Annotated in this window: 19 protein-coding genes; 14 read left to right on the forward strand and 5 right to left on the reverse strand. The window is 46.1% G+C overall.

Annotated elements, in window-relative coordinates; genetic code table 11:
• The first annotated feature begins 78 nt into the window (after positions 1-78).
• From BLS69_RS03285 to BLS69_RS03305, 5 genes are all read left to right on the forward strand, one after another.
• Positions 79-2,070, forward strand: coding sequence for a sensor domain-containing diguanylate cyclase (locus BLS69_RS03285; protein WP_091028615.1), 1,992 nt, complete (start codon positions 79-81; stop codon positions 2,068-2,070).
• Positions 2,071-2,206: 136 nt separating this feature from the next.
• Entirely contained in the window at positions 2,207-3,064 is an 858-nt protein-coding gene (locus BLS69_RS03290; RefSeq protein WP_091028617.1) for a hypothetical protein, read from the forward strand.
• Between the two features lie 111 nt (positions 3,065-3,175).
• Positions 3,176-4,291, forward strand: a complete 1,116-nt coding sequence (locus BLS69_RS03295; RefSeq protein WP_076211404.1) for an aminopeptidase — start codon at positions 3,176-3,178, stop codon at positions 4,289-4,291.
• Positions 4,292-4,387: 96 nt separating this feature from the next.
• The gene (locus BLS69_RS03300; RefSeq protein ID WP_036614658.1) at positions 4,388-4,633 is read left to right on the forward strand and encodes an HPr family phosphocarrier protein; all 246 of its coding nucleotides are present in this window, start codon (positions 4,388-4,390) and stop codon (positions 4,631-4,633) included.
• Between the two features lie 225 nt (positions 4,634-4,858).
• The gene (locus BLS69_RS03305) at positions 4,859-5,152 is read left to right on the forward strand and encodes an Fpa/YlaN family protein (protein WP_017687426.1); all 294 of its coding nucleotides are present in this window, start codon (positions 4,859-4,861) and stop codon (positions 5,150-5,152) included.
• A gap of 186 nt (positions 5,153-5,338) precedes the next feature.
• Here the strand turns inward: BLS69_RS03305 and cax are convergent, their stop codons facing one another.
• Positions 5,339-6,409 carry a calcium/proton exchanger gene (cax, locus tag BLS69_RS03310; RefSeq protein ID WP_074095776.1) on the reverse strand — a complete coding sequence of 357 codons (1,071 nt, stop codon included), beginning with the start codon at positions 6,407-6,409 and terminating at the stop codon, positions 5,339-5,341.
• Positions 6,410-6,592: 183 nt separating this feature from the next.
• Here cax and BLS69_RS03315 point away from each other — a divergent pair, with 183 nt between their 5' ends.
• Positions 6,593-6,955 carry an Asp23/Gls24 family envelope stress response protein gene (locus BLS69_RS03315; protein WP_017687428.1) on the forward strand — a complete coding sequence of 121 codons (363 nt, stop codon included), beginning with the start codon at positions 6,593-6,595 and terminating at the stop codon, positions 6,953-6,955.
• Between the two features lie 175 nt (positions 6,956-7,130).
• Here BLS69_RS03315 and ftsW read toward each other — a convergent pair whose 3' ends face one another.
• Positions 7,131-8,420 (reverse strand): putative lipid II flippase FtsW, encoded by a 1,290-nt coding sequence (ftsW, locus tag BLS69_RS03320; protein WP_091028619.1) that lies wholly within the window; start codon positions 8,418-8,420, stop codon positions 7,131-7,133.
• 13 nt (positions 8,421-8,433) lie between these two features.
• Complete coding sequence (locus BLS69_RS03325; RefSeq protein ID WP_017687430.1) at positions 8,434-8,781, reverse strand: YugN family protein; 348 nt, start codon at positions 8,779-8,781, stop codon at positions 8,434-8,436.
• 210 nt (positions 8,782-8,991) lie between these two features.
• Here BLS69_RS03325 and BLS69_RS03330 point away from each other — a divergent pair, with 210 nt between their 5' ends.
• The 8 genes from BLS69_RS03330 to BLS69_RS03365 all read left to right on the forward strand — a co-directional run bounded on the left by BLS69_RS03330 (position 8,992) and on the right by BLS69_RS03365 (position 17,281).
• On the forward strand, positions 8,992-10,161 hold the full coding sequence (locus tag BLS69_RS03330) for a M20 family metallopeptidase (protein ID WP_091028622.1): 1,170 nt from the start codon (positions 8,992-8,994) through the stop codon (positions 10,159-10,161).
• A 192-nt stretch (positions 10,162-10,353) separates the two neighbouring features.
• Positions 10,354-12,048, forward strand: coding sequence for a DNA repair helicase XPB (locus BLS69_RS03335; protein ID WP_091028625.1), 1,695 nt, complete (start codon positions 10,354-10,356; stop codon positions 12,046-12,048).
• Between the two features lie 34 nt (positions 12,049-12,082).
• The gene (locus tag BLS69_RS03340) at positions 12,083-13,801 is read left to right on the forward strand and encodes a helicase-associated domain-containing protein (protein WP_091028628.1); all 1,719 of its coding nucleotides are present in this window, start codon (positions 12,083-12,085) and stop codon (positions 13,799-13,801) included.
• Between the two features lie 152 nt (positions 13,802-13,953).
• Positions 13,954-14,391, forward strand: coding sequence for a YlbF/YmcA family competence regulator (locus BLS69_RS03345; RefSeq protein WP_036614642.1), 438 nt, complete (start codon positions 13,954-13,956; stop codon positions 14,389-14,391).
• A gap of 30 nt (positions 14,392-14,421) precedes the next feature.
• Entirely contained in the window at positions 14,422-14,685 is a 264-nt protein-coding gene (locus tag BLS69_RS03350) for a YlbG family protein (RefSeq protein ID WP_026080981.1), read from the forward strand.
• Between the two features lie 165 nt (positions 14,686-14,850).
• On the forward strand, positions 14,851-15,288 hold the full coding sequence (locus BLS69_RS03355) for a hypothetical protein (protein ID WP_017687436.1): 438 nt from the start codon (positions 14,851-14,853) through the stop codon (positions 15,286-15,288).
• A gap of 132 nt (positions 15,289-15,420) precedes the next feature.
• A complete protein-coding gene (locus BLS69_RS03360) occupies positions 15,421-16,344 on the forward strand; it encodes a selenium metabolism-associated LysR family transcriptional regulator (RefSeq protein ID WP_091028630.1) in 924 nt (307 codons plus the stop codon).
• Between the two features lie 67 nt (positions 16,345-16,411).
• A complete protein-coding gene (locus BLS69_RS03365) occupies positions 16,412-17,281 on the forward strand; it encodes a PHP domain-containing protein (RefSeq protein WP_091028633.1) in 870 nt (289 codons plus the stop codon).
• A 144-nt stretch (positions 17,282-17,425) separates the two neighbouring features.
• Here the strand turns inward: BLS69_RS03365 and BLS69_RS03370 are convergent, their stop codons facing one another.
• Positions 17,426-17,872 (reverse strand): GNAT family N-acetyltransferase, encoded by a 447-nt coding sequence (locus BLS69_RS03370; RefSeq protein WP_091028636.1) that lies wholly within the window; start codon positions 17,870-17,872, stop codon positions 17,426-17,428.
• Positions 17,873-18,064: 192 nt separating this feature from the next.
• Positions 18,065-19,837, reverse strand: a complete 1,773-nt coding sequence (locus tag BLS69_RS03375; protein WP_091028639.1) for an Rqc2 family fibronectin-binding protein — start codon at positions 19,835-19,837, stop codon at positions 18,065-18,067.
• Between the last annotated feature and the right edge of the window lie 110 nt (positions 19,838-19,947).

Genomic DNA, 19,947 nt, shown 5'->3' on the forward strand with positions numbered 1-19,947 from the left:
GAAATTGCAGGTTTGCGATAACGTCTGCAGATTAATGCATCCTGGTGGATGCAAAAACGGTGCAAAGGAGCGCCTGACATGTTAGAACATCTAAGAAGTTTACCTGCCAGCTTGAATTCACGAAGTTCGGGCGATTCCGCATCTTTTGCCGCTCCTCGTTCTCATGAAGAGCATGTGTTGTGGATGCAAAAAATGGATATCACACCTTTTGATTTTTCATATTTGGGCAGCTTGCTAGAGCAGGCATACAGTGACTGGAACTCCAGAGTGGGTTCAAGGCTGGCCAGACCATCAACCTTTTACAGCGTGTGGAACACGGAAGGCGATTGCATAGGATACGATAGCGATCATGAAGCTAATCCGGGCGTAAATGCACGCAGGCTGGTATTGGAATGTTTGGATAAGAAACAGGTCCTGTCTCTTAAAGGGACAAGCGAACACGGAGAATATTTTATAATAACACATCCCTTATTTTCCAGAACAAACAAGGATATGTTTGCCGTATTCACTGCTGTGATCTATGAATCCAATGGATATGAAACGTCTGAAGCTGTGGTTCAATCTGAGGCATTGCATTATCGCACCTGCTTTTACCGAAGATTTGAATACATATTTATGACGGACCTGTTACATGCTCATGAACAAACAGCCCGTGAGGAACACCGGAGGTCCATCCTCTTTCAGATTGTTCAGCGAATGCATGACAAAATGGATGTCGAGGCCATATTGGATGAGGTATTTGACAGTATGGACTACTTGTACCCGGCCACTTATATCAAATTGTATATGTCTCAGGATCAGAGCAACTCTGATCCACGGATTAAACCGTTGCTTGTTCACGAGCGAGGAGAAGATATTTGTGTGCGTTCATTTATGGAAGGTAAGCTAATCGTTGCTCGCTCAGATGATGTAGAGAACCGCATTGTAGATGTAGGGATTCCGCTGAAAGGCAAACAAGGCATATACGGTGTGTTCCATATCGAAATGAATGAAGAGATTATGGAAGAATCGGACTTGCAATTGATTACGATGATGGTAGACACTGCAGGAACGGCCTTTGAGAACGCCAAGTTGCATGAACAATCCAATATGTTAATTCAGGAACTTCGTTTAATTAATGATCTTACACAACGGTTGAACAAAAGCCTGCATCTTTCGGAGATTTATCAACTATCCGAGCAAGAGTTAAAGGAAATATTCCAGGCTGAAACGTGTTGCATTCTTCAACTCAATGAAAGTACCAATGACTTCGAAGTCATGTCCTCTAACGTGAAAGATGTTTTTCACCAATCCTTTTCTGTAGACTACGGTATCGCAGGCTTGGTGTATCGAACAGAGGAACCGCTTATTATAGCCAATTATGCGCAATTTGATAAAGTATCCTCCTTTTTCATGGAAGATACGGGATCCATGTCACTGATTGCATCACCGATCAGAGTCAATGGTGAAGTGAAGGGTGCCATTTTGCTTGGACACAGTAGAGAGCACTACTTTTCATATGATAACTATCGGCTCTTGCAGATGTTATCCATTCATATCGGGCTTGCCCTGTCAAATGCCACGCTGCATGCCGAGGTTCGGCGCTTGGCTAATCTGGATATGTTGACAGGTCTGTACGTGAGGCATTATCTGGATAGTGTGATTCACGAGCGACAGGCTCATGAATTCTGTGGCTCCCTCATTGTGGTGGATATTGATCAGTTCAAACAGGTGAATGATACATTTGGACACCAGACGGGGGATCAAGTATTGAAGCAAGTGAGTGAGATCGTCACCAGCTCTGTTCGCTCGGAGGATGTCTGCGCCAGATGGGGTGGAGAAGAACTGGCGATCTATATGCCACAGGTGAGTGTAAGGCAAGCGTTAGATTATGCGGAAGTGATTCGAAAGAGAGTCGCAGAAGAGACGAGACCGCCCGTTACGGTATCCAGTGGCATCGCAGAGTGGAATTGGATGGATGAAAAGGTCAGTGTAGAGTCCTTGTTTTATCGGGCTGATATGGCTTTGTACAGCGCCAAGAATGGTGGTCGTAACAGAATCGTTGTAGAGGAACAGGATGTAACTCGTTAAGAGAGAACAATTCCAATTGCGGAGTCGTTCTCTTTTTTTTTTGTGCATTTGAGATCAAGTTATGTATAGAAGGAAGTATAAGCGTATACGGGCAGGGCAATCTATGGAGAAAGTTCACGGAAGGGTGAAGATAGACATGTTTAACCGCCATTCGGTACGTACATTATGGTTATTTGTGAGCATTGTGATTATTGGTGTTCCAGGTTGTGGATTCATCCAGCGAGATCGAACGCCTGAAGAGGTTTTTTCCTTGGCTTTATCCGGGATAGCGGGAAAAGAAACGTTGAGTTTTGAAGGAGAGGCAGGACTTCGACGGGAGAACAGCGGGTTGTTTGAGAATCAATTCAAATTTGAAGGCAAGCTGGAGAATCATGATCGTCTGACCCTTCAGACCCGATTACCTGGAGAAGTAACTGCTGTGGGGACAGGCATTCAAACGTCTGCCGTAAAAAATAATGGACAGCCCAGTGGGTTTAGCGCTTCTTTCGAGCGGAAACAAGGGCAATGGATGGCATTGTCGGCGCAGCATGAGCCGCTGCGAGGGTCTCTTTCTCGTTTTAATCCAATTGCTCAAATGGAGAAGATCGATAAGATGAACAAAACCATTCAATCCGAGTATGGGGATGGTCGTCGAACCAGAACATTACGGATTGAACTTGCACCGGAAGACGCCAAATCATGGGCTGTAGCCCAGCTAAACGACGAGATGAACGCCATTCGGGCAGAATATATGCATAAGGCAGCTACGGTGAAAGGGGCGCGTAAGGAGAAGCTTGAGAAGGATCTGGAGAAAGTTTGGAAACAGGGTGAAACAACGATGCAACAGATGATGAAACAAGCGAGCGTGCAGACGGTATATCATCTCACGGTAGATCGGAAGAGCAGTCTGCCTCTTCGCTTATCCTCTGAAAGTCAGATGAGTTACACGGACAACAACCGTAAAAGTAACAAAGAAGCCCTTGTCACCGATGTAAACTTCAAGGCATATCAATAAACGAAGTGAGGGACTGCCTGCTGACGGGATGACTGTTCGCGTGCTACAATAGTATCGTAATTTACCGTTGTTCAATTCAAGTATGGCAGATGACAGGAGGATTTTACCAAGATGAAAGACCCAAGAATTCAAAAGCTTGCAGCAAACCTGGTGGGCTATTCAGTAGATGTACAGCCTGGTGAAAATGTATTGGTTGAGATGATTGGATCGGAACGTGATCTGATTAACGCCATTATCGAAGAGGTAGGCAAAAAAGGTGGTAACGTCTTTGTACAGTTGACTGATAAAACCGTACAGCGTGCGATGCTGAAAAATGCCACAGAAGAAATGATGAAAACATGGGCAGAGATTGATCTGAACCGGATGAAACAGATGGATTGTTATATCGGTATTCGTGCGGGAGAAAATGTGAATGATCTGTCTGATGTGCCGGAAGAAAAAATGAAAATGTACAATTCGTTGTACTCCCACCCGGTACATAGTGAACAACGTGTCAAACATACGAAATGGGTTGTGCTTCGTTACCCTAACGCAAGTATGGCGCAACTCGCCAACACAAGTACAGAAGCGTTCGAAGATTTCTACTTCGACGTATGTAACCTGGATTACGCCAAAATGGACAAAGCGCAGGACTCGCTCGCTAATCTGATGAAGCGGACGGACAAAGTTCGTATCACCGGACCAGGAACAGAGCTGAGCTTCTCCATCAAAGATATCGGTGCAGAGAAATGTTCTGGGCAAAAAAATATCCCGGATGGCGAAGTGTACAGTGCCCCTGTGCGTAATTCCGTGAACGGAACGATTAGTTATAACACGCCAACGCTGTATAACGGAGTGACATTTGAAAATATCAAGTTCACGTTCGAGAATGGAAAAATCATTGAAGCGACAAGCAACGATACAGAGCGTTTGAATGAAATCCTGAATTCGGATGAGGGTGCTCGTCATATCGGTGAATTCGCAATCGGATTCAACCCGCATATTCTGCATCCGATGAAAGATATCCTGTTCGATGAAAAAATCGCAGGCAGCTTGCACTTTACACCAGGTCAGGCTTACGAAGAAACAGACAATGGCAACCGCTCATCCATCCACTGGGATCTGGTGTTGATCCAGCGTCCAGATTATGGCGGCGGAGAGATTTATTTTGACGATGTGCTGATTCGTAAAGACGGTATTTTTGTTATTCCTGAGCTGGAATGCCTGAATCCGGACCGTTTGAAGTAGGAACAGGATTTTGCTGTTGCTAGGAAAGCGGATTCACGGTATCATGTAGTGGTAATTAATAGATGATACCAATAGTAAAAAGACGGAGGGATTCCTATGTCGAGTAATAACGCGGCTGTAGTGGAAATTGCCCAAACAGCAGGCAAGTTTACTTCTTCAATCGTGCTTCATTCGGAGAACAAGTATATCGATGTAAAAAGTATTCTCGGATTGTTTACAACGCTGATCAGCACGCACAGCTATGAACTGCATGTTCATGGTCCAGATGCAGTTGAAGCAAAAGCAGCCATGTCAGAAGTATTTGCCAAGCATGGACTGAATGTAAGCATCGCATCTGAGTAATAGCTATCAAGAAGCACCTTTGCCTTTTTAGGCAGGGGTGTTTTTTGCCATGGAATGATCTGAATACTCGTCTGGACGGGACTGGAACAGGTGGATTATGCTTCAACAGAAGGCTTAACTTTGCGGGCTTATTTTGGTCAGGTTCTTGTATTAGCTCTTCATTTCGTCTAATATTAGAGGTAGAACGTCTTTACGCGATTTTTGGGACATAGGGGGGAAAAATGCATGACTTCATCTGATCTGCAGGACCAGCTGAATTTGAAAGCGATCAGTCTTCTTCAAGAAGATGCAGATAAAATACAGAAGCTTATTGAAGTACAGATGGAGAATCTGGCTACCCGCTACTGCCCTCTCTATGAGGAAGTATTGGATACACAGATGTATGGGTTCTCCAAGGAAGTTGATTTTGCTGTTCGTGCAGGGCTCCTTCCAGAAGGTGCAGGTAAGCAGCTGGTTAGCGCGCTTGAGCGGAATTTGGCAATTCTATATGAAGCCTTGAACAAGAAGAATGAGCAATAGCCTGCAAATGCGCGGGTCAGAATAGAAGGCATGCAGGCGTTTATGCATGCTTTTTTTGTGCGTCTGAACGGGATTGGGATGCAAGCCAGCCGGAAGGCGTATACAAGCAAAGAGACAGCACCGAAGGTAAACTCGGGCTGCCTCTGTGGCTTGTTTATTTTTAACGATGGCTACGTGAGGACCTGGTTACACCAGGAAGAAGGATACACCGAGTATGATATATACCACGAGCAGGAGTAAACCTTCGTACCAATTCGTTGAACCATCTTGGGTAATGGACTTTGCAATAAATACGGATACGCCGATGGCGACCAGTTCAATCGTTGTAAATACGATATCCATGGTTCTGCCTGTGAAGTAGCTGACAAAAATCAGAACAGGAGCGACGAAGAGCGCGATCTGCAAGCTGCTGCCAACCGCAATCTCGACGGCTGCTCCGATTTTATTTTTCATGGCAAGCATGATGGCTGCACTGTGTTCGGCCGCATTACCGATGATGGCCACAAGGAATGCACCGACAAACAGCTCGCTAAGTCCAAATTCCGAAGTGAAGACTTCGAGCGTGCCCACCAGCCATTCACTGACAAAGGCAACCATGACCGTTGCGAGCACCAGGTAGAGAATAGATTTTTTCTTGGACCATGCCGGAGCATGCTCGTGGGGTAGCTCTTCATCGCGATCCTCAGTAACGTCTGCAAGGTAGTTCTTATGCGTCACCATGGAGAATAGCAACCACGCAATATACGCGAGAATGAGCAATCCGGCTACAATGAGACTAAGGGTATTCGTGTCTTTCTGTGTAATGGAATGTGTATTAAGAAAGACTGCCGGGATAAACAGGGCAATGATGGCAACAATCATCAGGGAACCATTCAGACCTGCGAGTGAAACATTATAATTCTGGATTTTGAACTTGAGTCCTCCGGCAAAAATACTTAACCCGAGCACTAACAGCAGATTTCCGATGATGGAGCCTGTCAGACTTGCTTTGACCATGTCGAACAGTCCCTCTTTCACGAGGAAAATGGCGATGATCAATTCGGCTGCATTGCCGAAGGTTGCATTCAAGAATCCACCCAGCCGCTGTCCGGCGTAGTGGGCCACATTTTCGGTGGCTTTGCCTAAAAAACCGGCCACAAAAATAACCGAAATGGCTGATATCACGAACTGTAGAATCGAATCCCATTTCATGTAGTGGGCGATGGCACTGAGTGCAAAGAACGCAATCAGCAAAATGGATGAAATCCGGTTTCTCACAACAAACACCTCGGTTATAAATTATTTTGTTTTGAATTGCATTGTAAATCGCTTATGAGATTATTTTCATATTTCAATATAACCAAATGGTGGTAGGTTGTAAACGCATCTTTTTGAGTTTAATTTGCTTTTTGGGGTGGAAAGGATTTAAAATACGAGTAACGAAGTGAAGGAGGATGTGGCATGGCAGAACAACTTCAACTGGAGAGCGGAAACATCCGGATTGCCGATGACGTGGTTGCAAAAATTGCCGGAATGGCTGCAATGGAAACACCCGGAATTGCCGCAATGTCTGGAGGATTGTCAGAGGGCTGGGCGAAGCGACTCAGCGGTAAAAACGTACAGAAAGGCGTGAGCGTTGAGGTCGGCCAGCTGGAAGCAGCCATTGACCTGCGCATCATCGTCCTGTACGAAACCCCGATTCATGAAGTTTCCCGTATGCTTCAGCAGAATGTAAGAGAAGCGGTAGAGACCATGACCGGATTACGCGTGGTTGAAGTCAATGTAAAGGTAGAAGGCGTATCTTTCAAAGGCGACGATCTGTAGAATTCGCAATCCGCAATGGGGGACAGAGCTACATTGACCTGTTCTTCATCTTGATAGACAGAATTATACCTAGTACACACAAAAAAAGCTGCGCATCCATTGGGTGCACAGCTTTTTTTATGTTTCTTTTTCTTTTGAATGGGTACCTGTTCTGTTTCTGAAGGTATACTCCCGTTTATCGAATCCGACGGATGGACTCCCGTGAACGAAGAGCAGGAGAGGTACGAGTCTGTGTCTGTACAGTCACGGACTTCGTTTTCTCTTCCTTGATCACGTCCAGATTGTTGGTGCGTGAGATACTGAGCAGAATGCCCATGGCAACCATCATCACAAAGAGTGAGGTGCCTCCATAACTGATGAACGGAAGCGTAACCCCCGTCACCGGTATGGTCTGAGTTACACCACCAATGTTGATAAATGCTTGAATCGCAATCAGTCCCATGATACCTATGCCGACCAATGTTCCGAATGGATCGGGACAGCGGAGAGAGACAATAATTCCGCGCCAGATGAAGTACAGGTAAACTAGCAGGAATAATGAACTTCCGATGAATCCGAGTTCTTCCCCAATTACGGAGAAAATAAAGTCATTATACGCATTTGGCAAATAGTGCAGCTTCATCGTACCTTGTCCAATCCCGGAACCTGTCATGCCGCCATCACCAATGGCAACAAGAGAACGGTAGAGGTTAAGACTTCCGCCATTAATATCGGACAATGGATCAAGGAAAGCCTGAATACGTCCGATTTTGTAGTTCTGCTCCGCAGTGACTGCTGTTGTAGCAGTTGTTGTGTCGGAAGGAGACATGGAAGAAAACAGAGAATTCGCTCCAAACGCCAGTGCCCCACCGAGTACCACCAAGAGAATCGAACCCAGGATATGTTTCATACTGGCTCCCCCGGCATAGATCAAGAGACCACAGGTGGACACCAGGATAAAGGTGGTACCGAAGTCTGGTTGCAGCATAATCAGTCCTGCGATGAATCCAACGATGAACAAGACGGGAAAATACCCTGTCTTGAAAACCCTGAATTTCTCACCTTTTTTGGTAATAAGAGCAGAGAGATAGAGAATGATAGCAATTTTCGCGAACTCTGCAGGCTGAAGACTAAAACCGAAAATGTGAATCCAGCTTCGTGCACCGTTCAATACTGCACCTGAGATTAAAACAATCACCAGCATGACCGTAGTGAGCAGGAAAAAGGGTGCATAGAGCTTTTTGTACTTGTTGAAGCGGATATTCATGGCAAAAAACATGCCAAATAGACCGATAATCGCCCACATAAGTTGTTTTTTCGTGAAGTAAAGGGCATCATTGTTAAATTTATCGCTTGCGATTGCAATGCTGGAACTGGAGCTGAATACCATCACCAGTCCAAAGCCCACCAACAATAAAGTGAGGATTAGCAGTTGAAAATCCGGCGTGCCTCTCTTCGTTTTCGTTTGGGCCGTTTGTTGTTTCATCGTTTGGCCCAGCCTATGCTTCCAGCAGTTCTTTAAGCTGCTGTAATTTTTGGGCTGCCAGCTTCACGACTGGTTGCGGAACGGAAGAGTCATAATCCAGGCCGTGAGGGAAAGTGGCTTTGCCAAGGTATACTGCTTCAACAGCAAGAACGGTATCCGGTTTTTCCAATTTGCCTTCCACAGCGCGGGTATTAATGCGTACAAAGTATTCTGAGTTGGTTTGTTCATCTTCAATTTTGTAGTCATATGTAGCACGGTAATATTCCCATTGCCACCGGACAAATCCGACTTTCTCGGCGCTCTCATCCAGGTATGCCAAGTCGCTCTTCAAGCCATCCAAGCCTGTATTCTCAAAAATCATAAGCGTTTGATCCTCCTCATAAGCTTCCGAGTATAATTTCTCGAGTATTTCTCTAGTTCATGATAGTATGTTTCCCCTTCCCGTGCAAGCTTTCCAAAGGCGTTTCGTATCGGTTTTCTTCCAATTCTGCTACAATATACAGCAATAGGTTTGAAGAGGAAGGTTCGGGCTTGATATAAGTCCCGTTCAAGATTGAAAGGGTGGAGAGAAATGACTAATAATATATGGTGGGAAGATCTGCAGATCCACATGGTGGAATGGCGGCGTCACCTTCATCGCAATCCAGAGGTTTCCTTTCATGAGGAGAAGACATCCTCTTTTGTAGCGGATATGTTGGAGAGTTTTGGCGTGGAAGTGAGGCGTCATGTTGGTGGTCACGGGGTCATCGGTACCCTTCGTGGGGACAAGCCGGGTCCTGTCGTCATGCTGCGAGCTGATATGGACGCACTTCCAATTCAGGATGAAAAGAATATCGAGTATGCATCACAACAAGCAGGAGCGATGCATGCATGTGGCCACGATGGTCATATCTCAATCCTGCTCGGTACGGCATTGTATTTCAGCCGTCACAAGCAGGAGATCCAAGGAGAGATTCGTTTTTTGTTTCAGCCAGCAGAAGAACTGCTTCCGGGCGGTGCAGTCCAGGTCATTGCGGATGGTGCGCTTGAAGGCGTGGATGTCATATATGGCATTCATCTGTGGACCCCGCTGCCTGTAGGTGTGGTTGCCAGCAAAGCAGGACCGATGATGGCTGCGGCGGACGATTTTTACATTGAGATCAAAGGTAAAGGTGGACATGGCGGGATGCCGCAATCCACGATAGATAGTCTTATTGCGGGTTCTGCGCTTGTGATGCAGCTTCAGACCGTTGTCAGTCGTTCGGTGGATCCATTACAACCGGCGGTGCTGACCATTGGTACAATGCAGGCAGGATCGGCTCAGAATGTAATTGCAGAGCAATGCAAAATGAGCGGTACGGTAAGAACGTTTGATGAAGAGACCCGAAACGGGATGAAAGAGCGCGTGCTTACCATGGTAGCCCAGACAGGGGCAGCGTATGGGGCAGAGACGCAAGTGAAATATATTATGGGATATCCGCCTGTGGTGAACGATGAGCAGGAGACAGCGCGTTTCTTCAGAGAAGCTACAGAATTATTTGGGGCAGAACGAGTGCAAGCATCCCCGATGCTGATGCCAGCGGAAGATTTTGCGTATTATCTGCAGAAGGTGCCAGGGTGCTTTATGTTTGTTGGAGCAGGCAACCCGGATAAAAATGCGATCTATCCGCATCATCATCCGATGTTTGATTTTGATGAAGACGCGATGCAGACGGCCGTTAGATTATTCATAGCTATGGCCAAGGGTTACACAGCCGAATGACTTTAGATGCAGTTGGGCATCCTGTTCATACCGAGGTATGGGCAGGATGTTTTTTTGTGGATTTTTATAGATGTTGTTCAAAAAGTCCACTTATCGGTACTGAAAACCAGACTTTTTGAACTCGCAATTATACAGGTTCATTTTCGGAAGCTGCCGGAACTGAACTTTTTTGTGATAGGAGGAAGGCTCCAAATGGAAGGAACAGAACATATGGTAAGGACAGATGCTTGTATCGTTCAGCGAGATTTTACAGTTTTGCTGGAAGTTGGCCACCCCGGATTCGAAAGAGCAAGAGAACAGCTTGGGATGTATTCAGAACTGGTTAAGACACCAGCAGCGTTTCATACCTACCGAATCACTCCGTTATCGCTCTGGAATGCGGCTGCGCTGGGATGGAATGCAGATCAAGTCATCGCAAGTCTGGAGCTGGTATCCCGCTGGAACGTGCCTGCTGCACTGATACAGGATGTTCGGAGAATCATGGAACAGTATGGCAAATTAAAGCTGCATTCCGAAGCAGATCACACCAGAATGCGTCTTTACAGTGAGGATGAGCGGTTGCTGGATGAATTAAGTGGATTGAAAACGATAGCTGCTTTTCGGATGGAACGTAAGGACGCTCATGAACTTCTGCTCCCAGGAGAACAGCGAGGGTTATTAAAAAGGGAATTAACACGATTGGGTTACCCTGTGCTTGATTACGTGGGGTATCGGGAGGGAACCAAACTTTCATTTGATTGGCGGTCTAATGATCCAGGGGACCACTCTGAGCGATTTGCGCTGCGTTCTTACCAGAGAGAGGCTGTGGATGCATTCGAAGGCAGTGAGGGCATGGGAGGAAGCGGTTTGCTCGTACTTCCTTGCGGAGCAGGCAAAACGGTCATTGGCATGGCCGTGCTGGAGCGGCTCCAATGTGAATGCCTTATTTTGACGTCCAATACAACGTCTGTCCGACAGTGGATTCAGGAAATTCAAGACAAAACCACGATTACCAGTGAACAGATTGGTGAGTATTCAGGTCAGAAAAAACAGGTGAAACCTGTGACAGTAGCTACATATCAGATTCTGACACACCGGAAATCAAAGGATGCTGATTTTACTCATATCAAACTGCTCAGTGAGCGGCAATGGGGGCTGATCATATATGATGAAGTACATTTGCTGCCAGCACCAGTGTTTCGTGCAACTGCGGATATTCAAGCTACGCGAAGACTGGGATTAACGGCTACATTGGTTCGAGAGGATGGCTGTGAACAGGATGTTTTCTCGCTGATTGGTCCGAAGCTCTATGATATGCCGTGGAAACAACTGGAGCAGCAAGGGTGGATTGCGGATGTACAATGCCAGGAGATACGTATCCCATTTTCCCCGGAACTAAGATCGAATTATCTGCAAGCCGAGGTTAAGCACCAATTTCGATTGGCTGCCGAGAATCCGGCGAAGGTACGTGTAGTCAAGCGTTTGCTTGAACGTCATCGGGATTTGCCTGCACTTGTGATTGGACAATATCTGGATCAACTCAAGTTGATTGCCCGGGAAATTGAAGCACCTCTAATCTCGGGGACCATGTCACAGCAAGAGCGAATCAAGTGGTTTGCCGCTTTTCGACGAGGAGAGATTAAAACGATTGTGGTATCCAAGGTTGCCAATTTTGCTGTGGATCTGCCCGATGCTGCTGTTGCACTTGAGATATCCGGGAGTTTCGGGTCAAGGCAGGAAGAGGCACAGCGTTTGGGGAGAATTCTGAGACCGAAAGCTGGAGAAAATAAAGCATATTTCTATGCGCTGGTATCAGAGGATAGTAAGGAACAGGAGTTTGCATTAAACCGTCAGATGTTCTTGGTGGAGCAGGGATATGAATATGCCATCGTTCATGAGAACGAATAGTCCATTTATACTCGCGAAAAGAGAGGGATTGGATATGTCTTTATTTGAACCAATAGATGAGCCTGTGGTACTGAACCTTGATTCATGGTCAAAGCTTACTTTGGTGGAACAAAAAGTGCTTGGTGCAATTTTTCACAAACATGCCGGTCAGCCTTTTTCCTCCCTCCTGCCGCGAGAACAGTGGGCCATCGAAGGACTAAGTGTGGCAGAAGCCAAATCTTCATTCGCCAACCTTAGGCAGCAAAGATGGATTGAATCTGTATATAAGAGTTGGGGGGAGCGATTATTCTATATACCTGCTTCGCTGATGGAGACATTGACGATTGCTTACGCACAAAGAGTGGGTATAACCGTTGAAAAGATGGCACAGCATGCTCATGTACTACAGGAAGGAAAGCCGGATCTCGCTGCAGAGTTGATTCATCTGATCGCTTGGATCGGAAGAGAAGGACTTCCTTTGACAGGTAAAGGTACGATACATAAGAGAATGGTTCAAAAATTAAGTGCAATAACAGTACTATCCGCTACAGATTTTGATGGTTTGGGCATCCAATATGAACATTCGGATTTGTATCCGACCCACGTAGCGATCCTTCTCGATCTACTGCTCAGTTTGAATCTGGTTCAGAAGTCAGATGGCCGAATTCAGATTGTAGATCATCGATTACAAAAATGGTTGAAGCTCTCGTGGAGACATATGCATCGGGAAATATATCAAGCGTGTATGGAAAGATACGGAGAAGCTGAACCCGTGTTGCAGCATTTCCGTTATCAATTGGCAGTGTTTGCTCCCGAAAAGAATATATGGTGCCATATAGAGAATTCGGAATTGACACCACGGGTCAGGGGCTGGCTCTACGCACTGGCTGGCTGGGGTTATGGTGAAGTAGGAGAAGATCAGTCCGGAGAGCTGGCATTCCGCTGGTTGATCGAACCACAGAGCCTGTTAAATCGGGCACATGAGATGGTAAGTGGGACGGAGCCGTGTGGATTTTACATCCAGCCTGATTTTGAAATGTTGGTGCCACCGGACGCAGGGCCTGATGTGATCTGGATGCTGGAGCAATGCGCAGAACGGGTGACGTGTGATCGAATGTCCATCTACCGTTTGACAAGAGAACGATTCATTTCGGCCATAGCCAGAGGGTATGGATTACATGAAGTGATGGAGTTTCTGGATCAATATGCTCTGACAGGTATACCGGAGAATGTACGGATTGCGTTAGCAGATTGGGGCAAGGAGACCGATGCTGCACTGTTGACTGTAAATCGGAGTTTGAAGGTAATGGAGGCAAGTACAGGCTCCGCAGATGATCCGAAGTTATTAGAAAAAGATGTGTTGAGCGATGTATATTCTTCTTTCTACACACCGGATAATCAAGGTCTGGTTGATGTCCCTGCATTTCTGCATGGGTTGGAGCGTGATCATTCTGTCATTGAGAAGAAGTTCTCTCTGTTGGGATTTGAAGAGATACCGGAGACCTGGTACAGGGAGTGGCGTCGATATCATAGTTCAACCGCACGACAGATTGCTACCAAAGCCATTGAGTGGCAGACTAAGCTGGGGATACAACAGGAGAATCGTACGCAATACCTCATTCCACATCAGGTAGAGGGTCATGAACAATGGACTTTAAGCGGTTGGTGCATGCTGGATTCAAATGAACATACATCAGAGACGGAATGGCGTACATTCTCCCCGTCAGAGTGGGATACAATGCGTCTTATCTTGCCAGATGATGTCATAACCTGACTATTTCACGTAAATATCAGGTTGAAAGGCGAATTTTCGAGCTCCCCCTATTTCTAATTGCAGGAAAAACTCTTCTTAACTATTCATGGATATGCTATGATGAGGTAGTCTACCTTAAGTAGAACTTTATATATAGATAGGATGAATATTTCATGAGCGTAGCGGAAATGAACACGGTCGATATGGCCCAAGTGTTAACGGGCGCATATGAACTGGGCGACATGATTAACCAATCTGCCGAAGTATCGGATTATTTATATTGGAAGCAGCAAGTCGAGACTACCCCTGAGATTCAGATGGGGATTCGGAAGCTGAATGCCAAGAAGGAATTGTTTGAAGAAACACAGCGTTTCGGTCATTTTCACCCGGATTATCATGCAGCAAAAGACCAGGTGAAGGCTCTGGAACAGGAGTTGGAAAATTTCGAGGCGGTAATCCGCTTCAAACAGGCAGAGAAGTCCCTGGATGATATGTTATTCCAGATGTCAGAGACCATTGCATTCGCAGTGTCAACAACCATTAAAGTACCGAGCAATGACCCGAATCCGAAGGGCGGCTGCGGTAGTGGCGGCAAGTGTGGTTGCAGTTAAGTAATCATTATAGAAGGGCGGGGAACGATGATGTTTGCGGAAAGGACAGGATTCATTATTTGGGTCAGTGATTTGAAGGCTGCCCGTAATCTCGAAAAATATGGCACCGTGCATTATATCTCCCGCCGTATGCATTATGTAGTCATGTATGTTAATGCAGAACGGGCTGATGATACGATGAAAAATGTGAAGCGACTTTCCTACGTGCGCAAGATCGAACGCTCGTATCGTAATGAGATCAAAACCGAGTATGCCAGCAAAACGATGGACAAAACGAGCTTTTACGGAATATAGACGAGAAACTGGAGGGACCCTTTGGGGTCGCTCTTTTCTTGAATTATGCACAAATGGACTCTTATGAAAAAAAGTTAAACTTACGCCTTGAGGTTGCGGGACTAATGTTGTAATATATTTGGTAATAAATAGATAGAAAGTCCTATCTGGTGGAGAGTGATTCCCATGCGTGATAAGGTGATGCAACGTTGGAGCACCTACGAGCCGTTTTTCGTGGCTCTTGGAGACAAGAAAGTGGCCGACATCGTCATTACCCATCATGCCAAGATGCGGTATGCAGACCGTATTGAGCCTGCACGTAGTGATGATGACCATATTGCGGCGTGGTTATGGGAGTGTCTGAAGCAGGACCGTATAACACCATACTACCGTAATGAACAGGACGTCTACCTGATTGATGAGGATCTGGTGGTGGTCGCCGAATTTTCCGAACTTGAAGGAGAATATGATATTGCGGGCAACCCGCTGCACAAAATGATTGTGGTTACGTTTCTGGGACGTATGTCGGAGACTATTGAGTTGAGGGACCTGAAATCATATTATTCATGGTTAAGACATTCAAGAAGAATGACGTTGGTCAAAAATAGCCGCAAGCATAAGTAAGCCTGAGTAGATTCAATATGTTGAAATCATAGATTCAAGTATTATCGCATGCAGACAAGCTGCATGCTTTTTTTGTTGCCAAGCGGGAAATCGGCTACAATGTAGAGAGTGTAATCGAAGAGGGGCGAAGATATGAATTTTCACCAATTGCATATTTTTTATACGGTAGCAGAGAAGGGGAGTTTCTCGGCTGCTGCACAAGCATTACATATGACTCAACCGGCAGTAACGATGCAGATTCAATCATTGGAGGATTATTTTGGCACCAAGTTACTGCATCGTTCCACCAAAAAAATAGAATTATCCGAGGCGGGTCGGACTTTATTACCTCATGCGAAACGGAGTGTAGAGCTGGTCAGACAGACGGACGAAGCGATGTCGGCGTTTACCCAGATGTTACAGGGCAGACTCCAGCTGGGAGCCAGTTTAACGATCGGGGAATATGTGCTTCCGCGCATGCTCGGACCATTTGCGCTTCAATATCCGGATATTTCAATCGTCATGAAAGTGATGAATACAACGCAAATTATGGATGATATATTAAAGCACCAGCTTAATTTTGGTCTGATTGAAGCGCCAGTGCACCACCCGGACATGATTGTAGAGCCTGTCATGCAGGACGAGCTGAAACTCATTGTACCTGCCGGGCATGATCTGGCTAAGCGTAGCAAAGTGAATATTGAGGATGTCATGAATTATCCTTTTGTGCTGCGTGAGAAGGGCTCGGGTACTCGTCAGGTGATGGAAGACCAATTGCAAAAGAAAAAGATTGATCCACAGGATATGAATGTTGTAATGGAACTTGGCAGTACAGGAGCGGTAAAATCAGCCGTGGAGGCAGGGGTAGGTATTACGATGTTATCTCCTTCTTCGGTGCAGCATGAACTGGCTCTGGGACTCGTTCATATTGTGGATATCCGCGGACTCGAATTCAAAAGGCAGTTCTATGCCATCCATCTAAAATCGTCCTTGTTGCCCCTGTCAGCAGTCGCTTTCCTAAATTATCTGCGTCAGCAGGAGCGGCCTGAGTCGGTACATAAGACGGGGAAGGCATAATAGTTGGCAACATCAATGATAGATAAGATTGAATCATAATCAATTTTACACAAAGGAGCTGTTGTTCATGGATCAGCGCCAAGGACGCTGTGATCTTCATACGCATAGTCAGGCTTCCGATGGAATGCAGCCACCTGCTGATAATGTGAAGCTTGCCAAACAAAAAGGGCTATCTGCGGTTGCCCTAACGGACCATGATACAGTAGCTGGTGTAGCGGAAGCTCAGCAAGCGGGAAAAGAGTACGATATTGATGTTGTTGCCGGAGTGGAGATCAGCACTCGGGCTGGTGGGAAAGATATTCATGTGCTCGGGTATTATGTGAATACGGAGGATGAGCAGTTCCTGCAACGGTTGCGCGGATTACGAGAAGCGCGAGATGAGCGGAATCATCTGATTATCGCCAAGCTCCAAGAACTCGGGCTTGATATAAGCTGGCAGGAGGTACTGGATGAGCTGGGACGACCATTAGAGCCGGATGAGAGTATTGGAAGGCCTCATATGGCGGATGTGCTGGTGAAGAAGGGATACGCAGTTGACATGCGGGATGCATTCGATCGGTATCTTGCTGAAGGCAAGCCAGGCTTCGTATCTGTACCCCGAGTTGCACCCGAGGATGCGTGTGAGTGGATCAGAGCCGCTGGTGGAGCCGCTGTGATTGCCCATCCGGGTCTCTATAATGATGATGAATTGGTGCGACGTATCATCGAAGACTCTCGTCCAGATGGCATTGAGGTGTTTCATTCGGACCATGGCCCGGAAGAGGAACGCAGGTATGGTAAGCTGGCCAAGGAATACGACCTCATTGAAACAGGTGGATCTGATTATCATGGCAAACGGCAAGGTGTTGTTTTCCACGGGGATCTTGGTAGCAAGACCGTAACGGTTGATGTGTTGGAAAGGCTGAAGGCAGCTGCTTCACAGCAAAAAGTAGAGTAAGCGAGACGTTGCAACGCTCCATCTGACTATAATAAATTCTGTATTACTGGCTACATTTTAAGATCGAAGGAGAAAAGGACATGCAATCATGATAGGGCTGAACCTTCATGTTTGCATGTCCCTTTTTTTTGTTTTCAAAAGAGTCTACGTAATGGAATAGTTTACCCAAGCGCCACGGTTAGCCCCAAGACGTTCGAATAATTGCTGTGCCCGCTCATTGGTCACTGCTGTGATCCAAGACATATATGCACATCCATGGTCACGCGTATACTGCTGACAGTGTGCAAATAATTTGGCTTCTGCTTCGCCCTCTCTGAATGTTTCCGTAACAAATAGGTCATTCATGATGGCGACACGCTCTGCTTTCATCGTGCTGTAAGTAAAGAACAGGGTGGAAAATCCGATAAGCTTCCCGTCCTCTTCTGCCACGAATTGAGCACCGATCTGCTGATTAAGCAGGTTGTTGATCAAAAGCTGGATGGATTGATCACCAGGCCAAGGGTTGTTGTAGAATCCCACCACATAGTCATGCATTAATGCCATCAGGGGTTTCAGATCATCAGGTTGAGTTTCTCTGATATGTATGGTCATGATACACTTCCTTAACAGTAGTTTTAATTATCACAATTGAATTATTATACATATAAATGAATTAATATTCAATGAGAAACTAAATAAGCTGAGCTTCACATAACATTGAAACAAGTAGTGAAACCACAAAAATCCCCTGAACCGTTAATGGTCAGGGGATTTTCTTATTGCTACTGTTACATCTATATAGCCTTATCCATTTTTAATGGTTGATGGCAGACTTTTGATCAATTCATCATTTGGCGTGACAAACAAGGTCTTCTGGTGATCATAGATCACAAAACCAGGCTTCGCACCACTTGGTTTGCGCACATGACGGATAAACGTGTAATCCACAGGCACACTGCTGGACTCCTTGGCTTGGCTGAAATAGGCAGCAAGCTGTGCTGCTTCTTCCAATGTAGCTTCACCAAAGTCCGTACTGCGAATAACGACATGTGAACCTGGAATGTCTTTGGTATGCAGCCAGGTGTCGTTGGAAGAAGCAAGACGGTTGGTCACATACTCATTTTGCAGGTTGTTTTTGCCCACAAGAATATCAATTCCCTCAGAAGAGGTAAACTGGTGTACGGTCGGACGGTCACTTTTCTTCTTCTTTTTACCCTTTTTATTGCGATCACGAAGGTATCCCTGTTGCACAAGCTCATCCCGTATTTCCTCAATATCGTTCATAGATGCGATGGACAATTGCTGCAACAGGTTATCGAGATAGTCAATCTCGTCTTTGGTTTTGCCAAGCTGCTCATGAATGACAGCCAGACTGTTCTTGTATTTGTTATACCGCTTGAAATAACGTTGTGCGTTGTCAGACGGTGTGAGCAGTGGATCAAGCTGAATGGTAATGTTGGCTTGGTCTTCATCGTAGAAGTTCACAAGCTCCACGCTCTTGTCCCCTTTGTGGACCTGATGCAGGGAGGCGAATAGCAACTCACCCCATAGTCTGAACTTGTCTGCATCGTCCGCTTCCAGCAGGTCCTTGTTCAGGTTGTCCAGCTTTTTGATGTTTTTGCTTCGCTCATTCTGCAGAAAACGGAGCAGATCACTTACTCTTTGTTTTACCGTGTCCCGCTCAGCTTTGTCTCCGTAATAATCTTCCATGCACTTGCTCATCGTGTCATAGGTTTTCTCCAAGTCCTGAATGCTCTGAAGATGAACGGCCGAGAAAATCATTTTGCCTTTGGCGTTTGTTCCGGTTACAGGCGTGTAGATATGATCTCTGACAGGTCCCATCACGGCTTCAAAAGCGTTCCAGAGTGCACCAGCCTCAACTCGGCTCTCACCCTCAACCACATCTGGAGTGCTCACGGTGCCTTCAAGAGCAATCCCACGGGCAGCAATCTCTCCCGCAATTAACGGGCTAAGACCGCTAAAGGAATTCACAAGCCAGCGTGATGCCTCTTCTTCAACGGCATGATAGCTGTCCTCGAATGCTGTCCGGCTCACTTCGAGCGGATTACTTTTATGTTGTTCGGGTGGAGCGGTATACGAGAATCCAGGCATGATTACCCGGTAGCTGCTGATGGAAGGAGTCACATGATGAATGCCATCCAGAATTGTTCCAGTTACAGGATCAAGTAAAATAATATTACTGTGACGCCCCATTAATTCAATGATGATCCGTTTAACTGAAACATCCCCCAGTTCGTCGCGCTGGCGCACATTGATGTGGATAATACGTTCCATGCCAATCTGACGGATCTCCTCAATGATTGCACCTTCACAGTGCTTGCGGAGCAGCATGCAGAACATGGGTGCTTCAGTAGGGTTAAGGAATGTCTTTTCCGTAAAATGCACACGGGGATAGGTTGGGCTTGCCGAAACAAGCAATTTACTATTACCGCGTTGAGCACGCAGGGTGAGAACTACATCATGGCCATTCGGCTGATGGATTTTGCTGATACGTCCACCAATGCAGCCTTGCAATTCATGAACAATGGCCCGTGTTACAATGCCGTCCAATGCCATTTTTTCCACTTCCTCTCTCTATCGAGCATCTGCATTTATCATGCCAAATGCTTCATCTATATAACTGAAACCGTGCAACCAGGTATGTAAAAAAACAAGGACTGGCTGCA

Source organism: Paenibacillus sp. CF095 (genome assembly GCF_900101225.1).
Classification (GTDB): domain Bacteria; phylum Bacillota; class Bacilli; order Paenibacillales; family Paenibacillaceae; genus Paenibacillus.

Bases quoted from the DNA above. Each gene is read 5' to 3' on its own strand.
- BLS69_RS03285 (WP_091028615.1), top strand. From the start codon at position 79: ATGTTAGAACATCTAAGAAGTTTACCTGCCAGCTTGAATTCACGAAGT.
- BLS69_RS03290 (WP_091028617.1), top strand. From the start codon at position 2,207: ATGTTTAACCGCCATTCGGTACGTACATTATGGTTATTTGTGAGCATT.
- BLS69_RS03295 (WP_076211404.1), top strand. From the start codon at position 3,176: ATGAAAGACCCAAGAATTCAAAAGCTTGCAGCAAACCTGGTGGGCTAT.
- BLS69_RS03300 (WP_036614658.1), top strand. From the start codon at position 4,388: ATGTCGAGTAATAACGCGGCTGTAGTGGAAATTGCCCAAACAGCAGGC.
- BLS69_RS03305 (WP_017687426.1), top strand. From the start codon at position 4,859: ATGACTTCATCTGATCTGCAGGACCAGCTGAATTTGAAAGCGATCAGT.
- BLS69_RS03315 (WP_017687428.1), top strand. From the start codon at position 6,593: ATGGCAGAACAACTTCAACTGGAGAGCGGAAACATCCGGATTGCCGAT.
- ftsW (WP_091028619.1), bottom strand. From the start codon at position 8,420: ATGAAACAACAAACGGCCCAAACGAAAACGAAGAGAGGCACGCCGGAT.
- BLS69_RS03325 (WP_017687430.1), bottom strand. From the start codon at position 8,781: ATGATTTTTGAGAATACAGGCTTGGATGGCTTGAAGAGCGACTTGGCA.
- BLS69_RS03330 (WP_091028622.1), top strand. From the start codon at position 8,992: ATGACTAATAATATATGGTGGGAAGATCTGCAGATCCACATGGTGGAA.
- BLS69_RS03335 (WP_091028625.1), top strand. From the start codon at position 10,354: ATGGAAGGAACAGAACATATGGTAAGGACAGATGCTTGTATCGTTCAG.
- BLS69_RS03340 (WP_091028628.1), top strand. From the start codon at position 12,083: ATGTCTTTATTTGAACCAATAGATGAGCCTGTGGTACTGAACCTTGAT.
- BLS69_RS03345 (WP_036614642.1), top strand. From the start codon at position 13,954: ATGAGCGTAGCGGAAATGAACACGGTCGATATGGCCCAAGTGTTAACG.
- BLS69_RS03350 (WP_026080981.1), top strand. From the start codon at position 14,422: ATGTTTGCGGAAAGGACAGGATTCATTATTTGGGTCAGTGATTTGAAG.
- BLS69_RS03355 (WP_017687436.1), top strand. From the start codon at position 14,851: ATGCGTGATAAGGTGATGCAACGTTGGAGCACCTACGAGCCGTTTTTC.
- BLS69_RS03360 (WP_091028630.1), top strand. From the start codon at position 15,421: ATGAATTTTCACCAATTGCATATTTTTTATACGGTAGCAGAGAAGGGG.
- BLS69_RS03365 (WP_091028633.1), top strand. From the start codon at position 16,412: ATGGATCAGCGCCAAGGACGCTGTGATCTTCATACGCATAGTCAGGCT.
- BLS69_RS03370 (WP_091028636.1), bottom strand. From the start codon at position 17,872: ATGACCATACATATCAGAGAAACTCAACCTGATGATCTGAAACCCCTG.
- BLS69_RS03375 (WP_091028639.1), bottom strand. From the start codon at position 19,837: ATGGCATTGGACGGCATTGTAACACGGGCCATTGTTCATGAATTGCAA.